We start from the raw sequence: 15,763 nt of genomic DNA, 5'->3' as shown, positions 1-15,763 counted from the left end.
GTTGAGGGGTGCGGCCTCGTGCCGTTCGTGTTGCGAAAGCCACTTTCGCAACCTTCAACGTTGCGAAAGTGGCTTTCGCAACACGCCGGCTTGGGCGATGAGGTCTCTCAGTGAGTGACGCGCGGGCCGGCCAACGCCGCGGCCGGTCACAGCCCGAAATAGGTCCGCAGGGTGGTGCCACGGGGGCCGGTGTGGAGGCGCACGAGGTCGGCCATGTGGTTGACCAGCAACAGTCCGCGGTTGCGCAGCTGGCCAGGGGTGGCCGGATGCCTTCCGGCGAGGGGATCGGTCAGGGTGCCGTCGTCGTGGACTTCGCAGGCGAGGTGTTCTCCGGTGGCCCAGATCCGCAGCCTGCCGGAGCCTCCGCCGTGGTCGATGCTGTTGGTGACGAGTTCGGTGACGACCAGTTCCACGTCGGCGGTGCGGTCCTCGGAAAGGCCCGCGTGGTGCGCGTGGAGCCGCGCGAGATGCCGGGCCTCGGCGAGGTTGGTGGCGTCGACGGTGACTTCGGCGGCCTCGGCGGGTTCGGGGAACGGCTGGTTGTAGCGGTCGATGACGCGCTGGGGATCGTAGGCGGTACTGGTCCGCCGTCCGGTGACGTCGATGAGGAGCGGATGGGTCGCTTCGGCGTCGGCCAGTGCCGCCGTGGAGAGGTTTTCGGTGTCGTAAGGGCAAAGGATGGTGAGATCCCGGCCGGTGAAGGCGAGGTTGATCAAGGCCTCGTGCTGGGCGCAGGCTGGGTATTCGTGGTCGGTGCGGTCGGGCCAGATCGGTTCGCCGATGATGCGGACGGGCCCATCGGGGTGGGCGTCGGCGAAGGCGCGGAGTACACCGGGAATGATCCGACCGGGGTTTCGCCCGGCGGTGTTCATGTCCAGCAGCCGCACGCGGCCGGCGTCGGGACCGAGTCCGGCGCGCAGGAGGGCGAGGTTGTCCCCGGGCACGGCGACCGCCACGGGTTCGCCCGCGGCGAGCGCGTCCAGCACGAAAGGGACTGTCCCGGCCAGATACTCGTCGGGACCGCGGTAGAACAGCGCCGGGTGGATGAACGGATCGGACGGCGTGGTCATGACGCGCCTTGGAGATCGATCACGACGTTCGCCGTCTCGGCCGGGCAGAGGAGCGGCAACACTTTCAGCAGAACCTTCGGTGGGCGGGTGAGGGTGAGAGGGGCCGCGCCGGGCCGGTGCTGTGCGGCGGCGATGAGCATCGTCGTCCCGTGGGCGTCGATGAACGAGAGCCGGGACAGGTCCAGCCCCGGCACCCGGTTGCCTGCCACCGGACCCAGCGCGGTCCGCCAGATCTCCCTGGTGCACAGGTCCACCTCGCCGATCACCCGGAGCCCTTCCCGATCGGAGAGCCGGATCACCTGGAGACGGCTGGCGTGCGCGGGCGCCTGTGGTTCAAGGCCTCGGCGGCTGGTTCGCGGCATCGAGAGCCTCGTCGACGGTGTGGTAAAGGCGGAGTACGACGTCGAGCCCGGTGATTTCGATCGGCCGGATGACCGGGCTGTTGGAGTCGACGACGACGCGCAGTGGCTCGCGGCGTGCTTCCGCGTGGCTGTGGGCGGTCACCAGGACGGCGAGACCCGCGGAGTCGAGGAAGGACACTCGGGTCAGATCCAGGAGGCAGGCCTGGCCGTGAGAGTCGTCGAGCGCCGCCTGGAGCCTGGGTGCGGTGTCGACGTCGACTTCACCGGTGGCGGTCACCAGTGCGTGACCGTCCAGCTGACGGCTGACGACGTCCATGTCGTCCGGAGAGGGTGGGTTCACCGGTGCCGGACCGGCGAGTGCGCCAGGTGCCTCGCCGGTCCGGGTCCCGTAGGTGGTCATGGGGCCGACTCCGGAGTGGCCCAGGCGCCGGCGACCCGCAGGTGCCGCGCGTGGCCGCTGCTGCCGTCACGGTCGAGGGTCAGTTCCGCCCAGACGGTTTTGTGCTCGGCGTGGTTGCGTACTCCCCAGGTCGTGGCCAGCCGGTCGACCAGGACGAGCCCCCGTCCGCCGCCCGCGTGCGGAGGCCGGATCCGCGGCTGGTGCGCGGAGGAGTCGTCGACCTCGATGAGCAGGCTCCTGCCGCCGTTCCTCAGTCCCAGGCGGCAGGTTCGAGGCTCCTCACCGTGCCGGTTGGCGTTGCTGACCAGTTCGTCGGTCACCAGTACCGCGTCGTCGACGGTGAGGCCGCTGTAGTGCCCCAGCAATCGGCGGACCCCGGCGCGTACGTCCCGGTTCAGGGTTGTTTCCAGGTCGTAGGCCACGTCGCCGGATTTCGGCTCATTGCGCGGAGAAATCCCCTGTTGTGTCGACATCCGTCCCACCCGCCTTCGGTTGTAGGCGACAACTTGGATACATCGCGCAATGAAGGCGGGGTACCCACCGGTGGCAAACGCAAACGTCAGGGCCCACATCGACCGCGAACTGATCTCCCGACCCGGTCTACGGCCGGCCTGGTGATCCCGGGCCGGGGTGGCTGCCCTCGTCGGCCGGGAAGGCGGTGTCGGTCAGCTCCTCGGAGATCCGCCAGATGCGTGCGGCGTCGTCCTTGCCGCGAAGCCGCGAGTAGACGGTGTGTTCCGCGGGTGCGCCCGCCAGGTGCCCGAGCCCGCTGGGACCGTACAGGCCGGCGCCGTGTGCGTCGGGCGAGGTCGCGGCCATCAGCGCGGGGAGCAGCGCCGTCTCGACCGTGCCGAGGAGGATGCCGCGGCCGGCGAGAGCGCGGATGACGCGTACCCCGAGGGTGTCCCGTGTCCGGCCGACCTCGGGGCGCGCGGCCAGGAGGTTGGTGGCGGCGACGCCGGGGTGGGCGAGGTTGCTGGTGATTCCCCAGCCCCCGGCCCGGCTGCGCCGGTCGAGTTCGAGTCCGAACAGGCCGAAGGCGATCTTGGACTGGCTGTACGCGTGGCGGCCGTTGTAGGTCCGCTCCCAGTTCAAGTCGTCCCAATTGATCGAGTGCTGGTTCGCGGCGACGCTGATCTGCGAGGTCACGCGCGCGCGTCCGGCACGCAGCAAAGGCAGCAGGTGGGCGACGAGAGCGAAATGCCCCAGATGGTTGCTGCCGAATTGCAGCTCGAATCCCTCGGTGGTGGTCTGCCGGTCCGGTGGGGTCATCACGCCCGCGTTGTTGACGAGGATGTGGATCGGCCGGTTCTCCTCGCGCAGCGTGGCGCCCAGCGCGGCGACCGAGCTCAGCGACGACAGGTCCAGGTCCCGGAGGGAGACGTCCGCTTCCGGGTGCCGCTGTTTGATCTTCGCGATGGCCGCTTCGCCCTTGCGGGGGTTGCGGACGGGCATGACGACTTCGGCGCCGGCGGCGGCGAGGCGGGCCGTCAGGCCCAGTCCGACCCCGTCGCTGGCGCCGGTGACGACGGCGAGCTTCCCGGACAGATCGGGAACGGTGATGTCCGGTCGGGTGCGTGCCATGTGCTGCTCCTGATTCTCCTGGCCGGCGGTGTGTTCCCTCTCAGGCTGCGCCGGATCGGCGACGGCAACCACGGCCTGTCGATCCCAGGCAAACGTCCGGTGGCGAAGGCAGACTGAACCGGCATCGGGACCAGAGAGGAAGCAGCCGTGATCGATCGAGCCGGGCTCGCCGGGTTCCTGCGCCGTCGCCGCGAGTCACTTCAACCCGAAGACGTCGGGCTCCCGCGCGGGCGACGGCGCAGAACCGCCGGTCTGCGTCGCGAAGAGGTCGCCATGCTCTGCCACATTTCCACCGACTACTACAGCCGGCTGGAGCGGGAGCGCGGGCCTCACCCGTCCGAGCCGATGATCGCCTCGATCGCGCAGGGCCTGCATCTGTCGCTCGACGAACGAGACCACCTTTTCCGGCTCGCCGGGCACAATCCGCCCGCGAGAGGCACGACCAGCGAACACATCAGCCCGGGCCTGCTCCGCATTTTCGACCGGCTCACCGACACTCCCGCCGAGATCGTCACCGAACTCGGCGAGACGCTCCGGCAGACCCCGCTCGGCGTCGCCCTCACCGGCGACACCACCCGGTACACCGGCCCGTCCCGCAGCATCGGCTACCGGTGGTTCACCGACGAGACCACCCGGTCCCTCTACCACCCCGACGACCATCCGTTGCACACGCGCGTCTTCACCGCGGGGCTGCGCGAAATGGTCACCCTCCGCGGGCCCGGCTCACGGGCCGCGCACCTCCTGGAGCTCCTGCTGGACCGCAGCGAGGAATTCCGCACCGCGTGGAACGATCACGAGATCGGCGTCCACTACAACGGCGTCAAACGCTTCGTGCACCCGGAGGTCGGTGCGCTGGAATTGACCTGTCAGACACTTCTCGATCCCGACCAGTCCCACATGCTCCTCGTCTACACCGCGGTCCCGGGCAGTGAAAGCCACGAGAAGCTCCGGCTTCTCGCCGTCATCGGACCCCGGCACGTCGTCGCGCAGGGGTCTTCGGAGTCATGAGACGGCGATGCCGGCCGCGAGCCGGGCGGCGACCGTGCGGGGTTCGCGGCCGAGGAGTTCGGCCAGCACCGGGCCGGTTTCGGCGAAGTGGCCGGCGCGGGCGGCCTGGTACCAGGTGAGGAGAAGCCGGGCCATCTGCTCCGGGACGCCGGTCGCGAGCTGGTCGGCGACCCACTGGTCGTCGTCCACGACGACGCGCTCGATGGTGCGACCGGTGAGGTCGGAGGCGATCTCGGCGAGATCGTCGAAGGTGACGGCGGACGGCGCGGCGAGGGTGACGGGGCCGTCGAAGGAGCGGCCGCCGGCGAGGATGACCGCGATGGCCTCGGCTATGTCGGCGCGGTCGGTGTACGGGCTGGGGCCGTCTTCCGGAAGGGCGATCCGGCCGGTCCGCTGCCAGGGGCCGAGCACCTGGTCGAGCGGGCCGTAGGCGCCATTGCGCAGCGCGGTCCAGGCGATTCCGGAGTCGGCGAGGATCGCCTCCGTGGCGAGGTGGAAGTCCGACGGCCGGTACGGGCTGCCGGGGGCGGCACCGTGCTGGCTCGTGTAGAGGATCCGCCGGGCACCGGCCGCGACCGCGGCTTCGACGGCGTTGCGATGCAGACCGGCCAAATCGGCGGCCGGATCGTTGCCCGACACCAGGAGGACCTGCTCGGCGCCGGCGAACGAGTCGCGCAGCGCGGCCGGGTCATCGTAGGAACCCCGCCGCACGCGCACGCCGCGGTCGGCGAAGTGCCGGGCCTTGGCGGTGTCGCGGACACTGACACCGATCCGGTCGGCGGGTACGCGCTCGAGGAGGTGCTCGACGGTGGCGCCGCCCAGCCCGCCGGTGGCGCCGGTGACAACGATCATCTTCTCGACCTCTTCCTGTGTGGGCGAAATAACTTGACCCTCCTGGTCAGTTTCGCGTCTGTCGACGACTGTAGGTAAGCTGACCAGGGGAGTCAAATTACGACGATGAGAGACGGTGAGGGCTGTGGCCGGTGGGGCGCCTTCGGAATCCCGGCTGCGTGCCGACGCCAGGCGCAATTCCGAGCAGATCCGCTCCGCCGCGATCGGTGCCTTCCAGGGACAGGGCCTGACGGTGCCGCTGGAGGAGGTCGCCAAGGCGGCGGGGGTCAGCAAGGCCACGATCTTCAACCGGTTCGGCGGGCGGATCGGCCTCATCGACGCCGTCATCGAAGAGGTAGTCGCGACCGAACTGTTCGCCGTCATCGACCACACACGGACCATCGAGGACATCGGCGAGCGGATCGCGTACTACCTCACCGCTATCCGCGATCTGCAGTACCGCCAGCCCGCGGTCAACGACGTCCTGTTGCGGACATACCCGCACTCGGAGCAGCTCATGGAGATCTGCCGGGTCGGAGGCGAGGCCAATGAAGAACTCGTCGCGGCGGCGCGGGCCGCCCGTGCGCTGCGGCCGGAGTTCACGGCGGCCGATCTCCACGCGCTCGTCGTCGACAACGCCCTCGCCCTCAAACACGGCGAGCGGCCTGCGCGGGAAGACTACGACCGTCGCACCACTTACCTGCTGGACGGAATCCGCGGCCGCTCGTCCACATAGGACTGATGCCTGTTCCGGGGTCGTGAGGGCCTCCTTCCCTACGCTGAAGGTAGGGAAGGAGGCCCTCACGGACACCTTCATGTACTTGGGGCAGTCCTGAACGGATCCCTCGCCAAAGTGTCCCTTGTGGACAGTCGCGAAGGCGGGTCCGGCGCGTGTAGTGCACCGCGCACAGGAACCCACTCCAGGGTTCGTCACCGTGCCCGAAGAGCGGGCACGGTGACGTTCGTAACGTCGAGGGCAACGTCCTGATCCCGTCGCACGACAGGAGCCCGTCGATGACCCACTCCGTCCGCAGCCGGCTGGGAGTGTTGCTCGGCAGCACCACTCCGCCGGAACAGATCGGCAAGCAGGCCGCGGCGGCGGAAGCCGCCGGATTCGGGGAGATGTGGCTCCCGGAGGACTATTTCTTCCTCGGTGGCGTGGCGGGGGCCGCGCTCGCGCTCGGTGCCACGTCGCGGATCCCGGTCGGCATCGGCGTCGTGTCTTCGGTCGTCCGCCATCCGGCGTTGCTGGCCATGGAGATCGGGACCCTCGCCCGCGCTTACCCCGGCAGGCTGATCCCCGGGATCGGGCACGGCGTCCCCGGCTGGACCGCGCAGATGGGCCTGACCCAGCGGTCGCCGATGAGCGCCCTGCGCGAAACCCTCATCGGTGTCCGGGCGTTGCTGAGTGGGGAGACGGTCGACGAAGAGGGGCGGTTCGCCACCTTCAACGGGGTCGCGCTCACCCATCCCGTCCCCGAGCGGGTGCCGCTGTTCACCGGGGTGCTCGGCGACAAGGGCCTCGAACTGACCGGACAGCTCGCCGACGGCCTGCTCGTCAGTGCCCTCGCGCCGGTCGAGTACGTGCGGTCGGCGCGGCGCAAGCTCGACGCGGCGGCCCTGGCGGCCGGACGCGACGAGCGCGTCACGATCAGCGTCCTCGTCGCCGCCAACGTCACGCGGGACCCGGGACAGGTGGCCACGACGCGTGAAGCGCTCAAGGCGGTCCTCGCTTTCTACCTCGCCGCAACGGGTCCCGGCCCGCTGTTCGCCGCGGTCGGCGCCAACGAAGCGCTCGCGGACATGCTTTCCCGCGGCGGTCCCGAGGTGGTCGCCGCGGAGATGCCCGACGAATGGCTCGACGTCTTCGGCGTCGTGGGCGGCCAGGACGCCGCGCGGACGCGGATCGGGGAGTACCTCGACGCGGGCGCGGACAACGTCGCCATCGCGACCGTCGTCGCGGACGGAGCGGAAGAGACCCTCGCCGCCGTCGGCGAGCTGACCGGCGAATTCACCCACTGAAAGGGAATCACCATGAGCAGTGACCTCGAGCGGATCCTCGCGGTGCACCAGGGCTGGTACGAGGCGAACGTGGGCCTCGTCGCCGACCGGATGACGGCGTACTTCCCGGAAGGCGACGGCTACCACCAGTTCAATCTCAACGGCCACACCTACCACGGTGTGCTGGACAAACACCGCCTGTGGGTCAACGCGGCGAAGATCGGGCTGGACATCACCGCGATCAAGGACACGGTCGGGCCGGACGTCCGGATCTTCGGTGACGTCGCGCTGCTCACCGCCGAAGGGGTCGCGGACGTCGTGGCACCGGGACAGTCCGACGCGGTGCCGACACCGTTCCGTACCACCGAGTTCTTCCGCCGCGACGACGGCAAGGGCGAGCCGGACTGGCGGATCTGGCATATGCACGTCAGCGTCCAGGATCCGCAGATGCCCAAGTACGGGACGGAATGATGGGTCTGGACCGCGTGAGCGTCGCGGGACGGACCGGCCGGTTGTCGGTGCTGCGCACCACCGGCGACCGGCCGGGCGTCCCGCTCGTGCTCATCCACCCCATCAACTCCGCGGCCGTGGTCTGGGCGGACGTCGCCGCCCGGCTCGACCGGCCGGTCATGGCGCTGGATCTGCGCGGCCACGGGGAATCCGGGCAGGCCGGCCCGTTCACCGTCGAGGAGGGCTACGTCCCGGACGTGCTGGCCGTTCTCGACGGTCTCGGGCTGGACCGGGTTCATCTCGGCGGCGGTTCCCTCGGCGGGACGATCTCCGTCGCGCTGGCGGCGCTGCATCCGCGACGGGTGCTCGGCATCACCACGTTCGGCTCGACGCTGGGTACCGGCGTGCCGTCCGACGCGATCCGCGCGATGGTGACCGAACTCGAAACCAAGGGAACCGCCGGGTATTTCGCCGATCTGGTGCCCGGCATCGTCGGGCGGGCGCACCGGGACTCCGGCCGGATCAGCGCGGTGATGGCGGAGGCGGTCGGCGTCCGGCCGGAAGGAGTGGTCGCCGAAATCCTCTATGGCGCCTTCGGTGCCGACATCCGGCATCTGGCGGGCAAGGTCGCCGCCGCCGGGATCCCGGTGCTGGCGGTGGCGGGTACCGAGGACCCGACCTGCCCGCCCGCGATGTCGCGCGAACTGGCCGAGGCCACCGGCGGCATCGCGAGGGAGCTGGAGGGGACAGGGCATCTGCCGATGCTCGAAGAGCCCGACCAAGTGGTCGACCTTCTCCGGAAACACATCGCGAGAGCCGAGGAAGGCGAGTCGTGACCTACTCGATCGTCGCACGCGATCCCGCCACCGGTCAGCTCGGCGTCGGCGCGCAGACCCACTTCTTCGGTGTCGGCACGTTGCTGCCGTGGGCGGAGCCGGGGGTCGGCGCGGTGGCGACCCAGGCGTTCGTCAACGTCGATTTCGGGCCGCGCGGCCTGGAACTGCTGCGGGCGGGGGTACCCGCACCGTCCACTGTGGATCTCCTGGTGGCCGGGGACCCGGATTCCGGTTACCGCCAGCTGGGTGTGGTCGACGCGCGGGGCTCGGTAGGCATGCACACCGGCGAGTCCTGCGCGCCACAGGCCGCGTCCGCCCGTGGTCATCAGGTGGCGGTGCAGGGGAACATGCTGGCCACTCCCGAGGTATGCCAGGCCGCGCTTTCCGCCTTCGAGTCCACCGGCGGGGAACTCGCCGATCGTCTCCTCGCCGGTCTTCAAGCTGCGGAGGCCGCCGGGGGAGACGTGCGGGGTTCGCAGTCGGCCGCGTTGCTGGTGGTGTCGGGCACGCGCGGCCCGGCACCGTGGAACGAGGTGGTCACCGACCTGCGCGTCGACGACCATCCCGACCCGCTCGCCGAGTTGTCGAGGCTGTTGCCCCGTTCGCGGGCGTTCGGCGCCGTCGGCGGCGTGATGTTCACCCGCGGGCTCACGCTCGGGCCGTTCGAGGGAGTCGAACCGGACGAGGTGGACGAACACCTGGGTGCCCTCGCGTCGGCGGCCGAGGTGATCGGGCCGGACAACCGCGAAGCCGACTTCTGGCGCGCGGTCCTGCTCGCCCGCGCCGGACGGCGCCGCGAGGCCGCCGACCTCTTCGCCGAAGTCGTCGCCTTCCGGCCCGCTCTGCTGCGGTTCGCGCGGGGGCTGGCTCCGCTCGGCTTTCTCGACGACGAAGCGCTCGCCGCGATCACCTCGCACGTCGGGGAGCGGGTATGAACGCCGCGGCCGCCGTCCGCGCCGACCGGGTGACCGGGCTGGCGGCGGAACTGATCCGGTGCGACACCCGGAATCCGCCCGGTGGAGAACGACCGGTGATCGAACCGCTGTCCGCGGTGCTGCGCGAACTGGGCGCCGACGTCGAGATCTTCGAACCCGAGGCCGGCCGCCCGTCCGTGCTGGCCCGCGTCGGCTCGGGCGACGGCCCCACGCTGCTGGTCAACGGGCACGTGGACGTCGTCCCCGTGTCGGACGCGGACTGGTCGGTGCCCCCGTTCGGCGGGCTGGTGCGGGACGGCCTGCTCTACGGCCGCGGCGCCTGCGACATGAAGGGCGGGATCGCCGCGGCGATCGAGGGGCTGCGAGCCTGCCGGGACGCCGGCGTCGTGCCACCGTCGGACCTCGTCTTCCATTTCGTGGCGGACGAGGAGACCGGCGGTCGTGCCGGTACCGAGGCACTGGTCGCCGCCGGGCTCGTGCGCGCCGACGCCGCCGTCGTTCCCGAACCGAGCGAGCTGCGGGTCGGAGTGGCCGAGCGGGGATCGCTGATGGTGGAGATCCTGGTGCGTGGCAGGGCGGCGCACGGCAGCGACCCGGCGGCCGGGCGTTCCGCGATCGCCGACGCCGCGCGGATCGTGTCCGCGCTCCACCTCGCCGATTTCGGCACCGACGCTCATCCGTTCCTGGGATCGCCCACGTGCAACGTCGGGACGATCGCCGGTGGCACCGCTGCCAACATCGTCGCCGCCGAGTGCCGGTTGCGGGTCGACAGACGTGTCTTGCCGGGCCACACCCGGGAGCAGGCCCTCGCGAGTTTGACCCGGCTGATCGACGCCGCCGGCGATTTCGACTACGAAACGCACGTCGTCGCGTTCGCCGAGGGATCCGAGCTGGACGCCGGGCACCCGTTCGTCGCCGAGGTCCGGCGGGCCGCGGGGGACGCGCCGGTCCGCGGGCTGAAGCTCGGCACGGACGCCCGTTTCCTCCGCAACGGGCTGGGAATGCCCGCCGTGGTGTACGGGCCGGGGTCGATGACCGTCGCCCACACCGCCGACGAGTACGTGCCGATCCGCGAACTTGTCACCGCCGCACGCACGTTCGCCAGGCTGTACGCGACCTTCCGGGGTGTCACAGGCGCGTGAGCAGCCACGACGGCGGTTAGGGTGCGGTCATGAAGCACGTGGCCGAAGCCGCGATCGACGACGTGGTGCGGGGCGCCGTCCACTTCGGGAGCGGCGGTGGCGGCGACCCGTACCTGGGTCAGCAGCTCCTGACCGCGGCCGTCCGGCGGCACGGGCCGGTCCCGCTCGTGGCCGCGGAGGAGTTCGCCGCGGACGCCCTCGTGCTGCCGGTGGTGTCCGGCGGCACGCCGGACGCCCTCATCGAGAAGGCACACAGCACCGCCGAAGCGGAGACACTCCGGTCGGCGGTGGAAGCCCGGGCCGGCCGCGAATGCGCGGCGGTCCTGCCGGTCCAGCTCGGCAGCGTCAACGTGGCCGTCGCACTGGTGGTCGCGGCCGAACTCGGACTCCCGTGCCTCGACCTCGACCTGATGCGCCGCACCCTGCCTTCGATCGACATGACGCTGCTGCGACTGGCAGGCCACCCCGTCCCGCCCATCACCGTGGTCGGGGGCGCCGGGGTCGTGGCGGAGTTCAGCAGCGGCGCCGACACCGTTCTGGGCGAGCTGGTGCGGGCCGTCATGCCGGGGCTGGGCCTGGTCGCGTTGATCAGCGCGTACCGGGTGACCGCCGGGGACTGCGCCCGGCTCGGTGCCGTCGGGTCGATCAGCGCGTGCGCCAGGATCGGGGCGGCGCTCGCCGACGTCTCGCCGGCACATCCGGACGGGTACGACCCGTACCTGAGCGCCTGCGGAGGACGTCTGGTGTGCTCCGGAACGGTCGCCGAAATCGCTCAGCACTCCGCCGACGGCTGGCCGCGCGGCGTCGTTTCCCTGCGGACGTCCGGCGGGTACGCGCGGATCGACTTCCAGAACGAGAACCTGATCGTCAGCCGGGAGGGGACGGTGCTGGCCTCCGTGCCGGACCTCATCGGTCTCGCGGACGCGGACACGGGCGCGCTGATGCAGACCGTCGACCTGGCGGTCGGCCAGGACGTGCACGTGATCACCGGCCCGGTCGACGAACGCTGGCACACACCCGAAGGGCTCGCGATGGTCGGACCGCGCGCGTTCGGCTACGACGTCGATCCGGTCCGGTTCGATTCGCGCCTCGCGGCGAGGTCCCGATGACGAGCCGGTTGCGGGTGGGCGTGGACGCCGTCTCGGCCCGCGCGGTGGCACTGGACGGACAGGGCCGGATCGTGGCGGTCCATCGTGGACATCCCGGCGGCGACTCGCCTTCGCGGTTGCTCGGCGCGTTGATCGACGGCGGGCTCGACGCGGCGGCGGTCGACCGGGTCGTGGCGATCCTGCCGGACCACCCGGTCTCCGACGTGGTCGCCGGGTCACGCGTCGGGGTACTGCGCATCGGTGCTCCTGCCGCGACCGCGCTTCCACCGCTGGCGGGCTGGCCCGCCCACCTGTCCGGCGCGCTCGCGGGACCGGTGACGATGGTGCGTGGCGGGCACGAGTACGACGGCCGGGAATCGGCGCCCCTTGATCTCGCCGCCGTGGCCGAGTTCGCCCGCGGATGCGCCGGGAACGTCGGGGCCGTCGCGGTGGCCGGGGTGCACGGGCTGGAGAACCCGGACCACGAACTGCGCGCCGCGGCCGTGATCGCCGACGAACTCGGGCCGGACGTGCCGGTGATCCGGGGAGCCGAGACGGAGGCGCTCGGCCTGCTGGAGCGGGAGCACACCGCGGTGCTCGACGCGGCACTGTCCCGGATCGCCCGCGCCAGGATCGGCGAACTGGGCGCCGCGGTGCGCGCGCTCAATCCCGGCGCGGATCTGTACGTCCTCCGAGGCGACGGGACGGTGTTGCCCGCGCTCGACGCGCTTCGCCACGCCACGGCTTGCCTCGGCGCTTCGGGTGCGGCACTCGTCAATGGCGCGGCCGGACTGGCGGGCACGCGCACGGCCGCGGTGGTGGAGGTGACGGCCCGCCGGGTGGTCGTCGGGACGACGCACGGCGGGCTGCTGCCGGAATCGGGACTGCGCCGGGAAATCGCCGGGGTCCGGACCGGCCTGCGTACCCCGCGGCTGACCTCGGTGGACCGCTCAGGCCCGTCCCGGCTCCCCGCGGTGCTCGCCCGCGCGCGGTACGGGTCCGACGACCTGCCGGTCGTGATCGTCGGCGACCGGGCGGCCACCCTGCCCGATCCGCCGGACGTCCCGGTGATCCGGCCACCGGAAGGCGATCTCGCGGCGGCGGTCGGTGCCGCGGCCGCGGAGGCGGCCGGCACGGTCGACCGGATCTTCTGGCAGGGCACCGGTGGCCGCGAGGAGTCGGTGGCCCGTGCCCGGCGGCTCGCCAGGGACGCCGCGATCCTGGCGGGTGCCGATCCGCGAGCGCTGCGGGAATCCCCGGTGAAGGAGGCGCTGATGACCTACGTCCCGGTCCCGGCCGCACGGCTGCAGGTGACCGCCGTCGGACCGGTACTGGAACCGGTGACACCGTGACGAGCGGCCCGGCGGTCACCCTCGGCCAGCTTCTGGATCTGGACCTGATCGAGCACTACGAGGTGCTCGGCGGGGAGGCCGGATTGCGGCGGCCCGTCCGGATGGTCGTCGCCGGTTCCACCGTGCACGAGATCTCCGAGCTCGCGCCGTGCGGCGTCGTGGTGTTCGGCCGTGAGCAGCTGGTCCTCGACGATCTCGCGGCGGATCTCGCGATCCGGCTCGCGGGCAGCTCCGGCCTGTCCGGGATCATCGCCGCCCGCCCGCCCCGGCGGATCCCGTACGCCACCCGCCGCCTCGCCGACCGGCTCGCCTTGCCGCTCATCGGTGTCGACGACATCGCCCCCGCCGGGGTGATCACCGCGTTCGACCCCTACGTCCGCGCCCCCGAGATCGCGGGGTTGCGCGTGCTCGGTGACGCCTCCCGCCGTTTCCAGCGCCCGCCCGCGGACGCGGACGCCCTCACCACGCGGCTCGCGGCGACGCTCGGGGAACCGGTCGCCCTCGTCGACGCGGAATCCCGTTTCGTGGCGGGCGATCCGGCGGTGCACGCGCTGCTCGCGGCCCACCTGGGCGCGGAGCGGCTTGGCGAGTCGCGCCCGGGCGCCCTCATCGTCGAGACCGACGGCGGTGACCTGCTGGCGCAGCCGGTGCAGATCGACGCGACCGGGCCCGCGGTCTACTGGATCGCCGTGCGGCGGCCCCGGTTCGCGGCCGGGGTGCTGCTCGAGCCGGTCCGGGACGCGATCGCGATCGCGTCCCTCTCCTTCGCGGTGCACGTGGCGGGCGAGGCCGTCCGGATCGAACGGGAACACCGGCGGCGATCGCTCCTGCTCAACGAGATCTTCGAACAACCGGAAGAACCGGGACGCCGCACGGTCGAGCGGGCCACCGCCCTCGGCTGGCGTCTCGCCGGCTGGCACACCGCGGTGCAGGTCCAGGTCTCGGCCGCGCCTGCCGCGCTCCGGATGTCCGCCCTCGGCGCGGAACTGGAGGAACAGCTCGCCGAACACGGCCTTCCCGCCACCCTCGTGGAACGTGCCGAGGGCTGGGTGTTCTGGTCGACCACCGAGGCACAAGCCGACGCGGCGGATCCCGGACGGCTGACCGAGCGGCTCGCCAGTACCCTCGCCGCGGTCGAAACCGTGCATCCGGGGCTGCGTCTGTGCGCGGGCGTCGGGCGCGCACAAGCGGGCACGGCGGGTATCGGCCGCTCCGCGGGACAGGCCCGCCAAGCGGCTTTGCTCGCCCACACCGCGCACCGCCCGGCAGCCGTCGAACACATCGACGCCGGCAGCACCCGCCGCTTGATCGCGGGCTGGTACGGATCGGCTCCCTTGCGCGGCGCCGCGGCCGACCTGCTCGCTCCGCTCGACGAGGCCGACCCGTCCGGGGAACTCGTCCGCACCTTGCGGTGCTATCTCGACGCCCAATCCTCGGCGAAGGCGGCCGGAGCCGTCCTCGGCGTGCACCGCAACACCGTCATGCAACGGATGGAACGCATCACCGAGCTGCTGCCCGCCGACCTCGGCGATCCGGACGACCGGTTGGCCGTGCACCTGGCCACGCGCGCGGTCGACGTCGACTGGGACGATCCCGGCTGACAGGACGCACAGGACGGCGGCTCCACGTCGGGCCACCGTGCACGATGACGCGGCCTGTCGTGGCCGGTTGACTCCCCGGAATGGACATGCGCACCGAGGGAATCACCGTCGGCTACAAGGCGTCGGCCGAGCAATTCGCCCCGCGCGAGCTGGTGGAGCTGGCCGTGCTCGCCGAACGGCAGGGGTTCGACTCCGTGATGGTCAGCGACCACTATCAGCCCTGGCGGCACCGCGGCGGGCACGCGCCGTTCTCGATGGCGTGGCTCGCCGCGGTGGGGGAGCGGACCGGCCGGATCCGGCTCGGGACGAGCGTGCTCACCGCGACCTTCCGGTACAACCCGGCGGTGGTGGCGCAGGCATTCGGCACCCTCGGCGCGCTGTACCCGGGACGGATCGTGCTCGGTCTGGGTACCGGGGAAGCCCTCAACGAGGTCGCGGTCGCCCGCCTCGACTGGCCGGGTTTCAAGGAACGGTTCGCCCGCCTGCGCGAGGCGATCGACCTCATCCGTCTCTTGTGGACGGAGGAACGGGTGAAGTTCGACGGCGAGTACTACCGCACCGAGAACGCGACGGTCTACGACCGCCCGCCGCTGCCGGTACCGATCTACGTCGCGGCCGGCGGACCGGTGGTGGCGAAGTACGCCGGGCGGGTGGCGGACGGCTTCATCTGCACCAGTGGCAAGGGGATGGAGCTCTACACGGAGAAGTTGCAGCCCGCCGTCGACGCCGGTGCGGAGCAAGCCGCCCGCGAACCCGCGGACGTCGCGCGCTCGATCGAGATCAAGCTGTCCTACGACACCGACGCTCGGGCGGCGGCCGCGAACACCAGGTTCTGGGCGCCGCTTTCCCTGACTCCAGAACAGAAACACGGTATCTCCGATCCCGTCGACATGGAACGGGTCGCCGACGAGCTCCCGCTGTCCCAGATCGCCTCCCGGTGGATCGTCTCCGCCGACCCGGACGAGGTCGTGGCGAAGATCCGCCCCTACGTCGATGCCGGCTTCACGGATCTGGTGCTGCACGCCCCCGGCGGGGATCAGGCCCGGTTCCTCGAACTGGCCCGCAAGGATCTCCTGCCCCGGCTGCGGGCCTTGGGCTGAGGA

Annotated in this window: 17 protein-coding genes; 11 read left to right on the top strand and 6 right to left on the bottom strand. The window is 71.5% G+C overall.

The window, feature by feature from the left end; all coding sequences use genetic code 11:
* Positions 1-146: 146 nt before the first annotated feature.
* The 5 genes from ACFWIW_RS35950 to ACFWIW_RS35930 all read right to left on the bottom strand — a co-directional run bounded on the left by ACFWIW_RS35950 (position 147) and on the right by ACFWIW_RS35930 (position 3,416).
* Positions 147-1,070: an anti-sigma factor RsbA family regulatory protein gene (locus tag ACFWIW_RS35950; protein ID WP_378372553.1), complete on the bottom strand. Its 924-nt coding sequence runs from the start codon at positions 1,068-1,070 to the stop codon at positions 147-149.
* A complete protein-coding gene (locus tag ACFWIW_RS35945) occupies positions 1,067-1,432 on the bottom strand; it encodes a hypothetical protein (protein ID WP_378372552.1) in 366 nt (121 codons plus the stop codon). Before ACFWIW_RS35945 ends, ACFWIW_RS35950 begins: the two co-directional genes overlap by 4 nt.
* Positions 1,404-1,832 carry an STAS domain-containing protein gene (locus ACFWIW_RS35940; RefSeq protein ID WP_378372551.1) on the bottom strand — a complete coding sequence of 143 codons (429 nt, stop codon included), beginning with the start codon at positions 1,830-1,832 and terminating at the stop codon, positions 1,404-1,406. Before ACFWIW_RS35940 ends, ACFWIW_RS35945 begins: the two co-directional genes overlap by 29 nt.
* Complete coding sequence (locus ACFWIW_RS35935; RefSeq protein WP_378372550.1) at positions 1,829-2,305, bottom strand: ATP-binding protein; 477 nt, start codon at positions 2,303-2,305, stop codon at positions 1,829-1,831. The genes ACFWIW_RS35940 and ACFWIW_RS35935 overlap by 4 nt, the downstream gene beginning before the upstream one ends.
* A 127-nt stretch (positions 2,306-2,432) precedes the next feature.
* Positions 2,433-3,416: an SDR family oxidoreductase gene (locus tag ACFWIW_RS35930; RefSeq protein WP_378372549.1), complete on the bottom strand. Its 984-nt coding sequence runs from the start codon at positions 3,414-3,416 to the stop codon at positions 2,433-2,435.
* Between the two features lie 147 nt (positions 3,417-3,563).
* Here ACFWIW_RS35930 and ACFWIW_RS35925 point away from each other — a divergent pair, with 147 nt between their 5' ends.
* Complete coding sequence (locus ACFWIW_RS35925; RefSeq protein ID WP_378372548.1) at positions 3,564-4,424, top strand: helix-turn-helix transcriptional regulator; 861 nt, start codon at positions 3,564-3,566, stop codon at positions 4,422-4,424.
* On the opposite strand, the gene ACFWIW_RS35920 is transcribed toward ACFWIW_RS35925, so the two are convergent.
* Complete coding sequence (locus tag ACFWIW_RS35920; RefSeq protein ID WP_378372547.1) at positions 4,419-5,276, bottom strand: NAD(P)H-binding protein; 858 nt, start codon at positions 5,274-5,276, stop codon at positions 4,419-4,421. The genes ACFWIW_RS35925 and ACFWIW_RS35920 overlap by 6 nt on opposite strands.
* Positions 5,277-5,391: 115 nt before the next feature.
* Here ACFWIW_RS35920 and ACFWIW_RS35915 point away from each other — a divergent pair, with 115 nt between their 5' ends.
* From ACFWIW_RS35915 to fgd, 10 genes are all read left to right on the top strand, one after another.
* Positions 5,392-5,991 carry a TetR/AcrR family transcriptional regulator gene (locus ACFWIW_RS35915; RefSeq protein ID WP_378372546.1) on the top strand — a complete coding sequence of 200 codons (600 nt, stop codon included), beginning with the start codon at positions 5,392-5,394 and terminating at the stop codon, positions 5,989-5,991.
* Between the two features lie 278 nt (positions 5,992-6,269).
* Positions 6,270-7,277, top strand: a complete 1,008-nt coding sequence (locus ACFWIW_RS35910; protein ID WP_378372545.1) for an LLM class flavin-dependent oxidoreductase — start codon at positions 6,270-6,272, stop codon at positions 7,275-7,277.
* 12 nt (positions 7,278-7,289) lie between these two features.
* Entirely contained in the window at positions 7,290-7,727 is a 438-nt protein-coding gene (locus tag ACFWIW_RS35905; RefSeq protein ID WP_378372544.1) for a nuclear transport factor 2 family protein, read from the top strand.
* The gene (locus ACFWIW_RS35900) at positions 7,727-8,542 is read left to right on the top strand and encodes an alpha/beta fold hydrolase (protein ID WP_378372543.1); all 816 of its coding nucleotides are present in this window, start codon (positions 7,727-7,729) and stop codon (positions 8,540-8,542) included. Before ACFWIW_RS35905 ends, ACFWIW_RS35900 begins: the two co-directional genes overlap by 1 nt.
* On the top strand, positions 8,539-9,477 hold the full coding sequence (locus tag ACFWIW_RS35895) for a DUF1028 domain-containing protein (RefSeq protein ID WP_378372542.1): 939 nt from the start codon (positions 8,539-8,541) through the stop codon (positions 9,475-9,477). Before ACFWIW_RS35900 ends, ACFWIW_RS35895 begins: the two co-directional genes overlap by 4 nt.
* Positions 9,474-10,619, top strand: a complete 1,146-nt coding sequence (locus tag ACFWIW_RS35890) for a M20 family metallopeptidase (RefSeq protein WP_378372541.1) — start codon at positions 9,474-9,476, stop codon at positions 10,617-10,619. Before ACFWIW_RS35895 ends, ACFWIW_RS35890 begins: the two co-directional genes overlap by 4 nt.
* A 29-nt stretch (positions 10,620-10,648) precedes the next feature.
* Entirely contained in the window at positions 10,649-11,728 is a 1,080-nt protein-coding gene (locus tag ACFWIW_RS35885; RefSeq protein WP_378372540.1) for a DUF917 domain-containing protein, read from the top strand.
* Positions 11,725-13,059 carry a hydantoinase/oxoprolinase N-terminal domain-containing protein gene (locus ACFWIW_RS35880; protein ID WP_378372539.1) on the top strand — a complete coding sequence of 445 codons (1,335 nt, stop codon included), beginning with the start codon at positions 11,725-11,727 and terminating at the stop codon, positions 13,057-13,059. The genes ACFWIW_RS35885 and ACFWIW_RS35880 overlap by 4 nt, the downstream gene beginning before the upstream one ends.
* Positions 13,056-14,660, top strand: coding sequence for a helix-turn-helix domain-containing protein (locus tag ACFWIW_RS35875; protein WP_378372538.1), 1,605 nt, complete (start codon positions 13,056-13,058; stop codon positions 14,658-14,660). Before ACFWIW_RS35880 ends, ACFWIW_RS35875 begins: the two co-directional genes overlap by 4 nt.
* Before the next feature lie 80 nt (positions 14,661-14,740).
* A complete protein-coding gene (gene fgd / locus ACFWIW_RS35870; RefSeq protein WP_378372537.1) occupies positions 14,741-15,760 on the top strand; it encodes a glucose-6-phosphate dehydrogenase (coenzyme-F420) in 1,020 nt (339 codons plus the stop codon).
* Positions 15,761-15,763 lie beyond the last annotated feature (3 nt).

Origin of the sequence: Amycolatopsis sp. NPDC058340 (genome assembly GCF_042723975.1) — a bacterium.
Lineage (GTDB): Bacteria > Actinomycetota > Actinomycetes > Mycobacteriales > Pseudonocardiaceae > Amycolatopsis.
The sequence above is the reverse complement of the archived record's forward strand: the minus strand, read 5'-3'. Positions and strand labels throughout refer to the sequence as shown.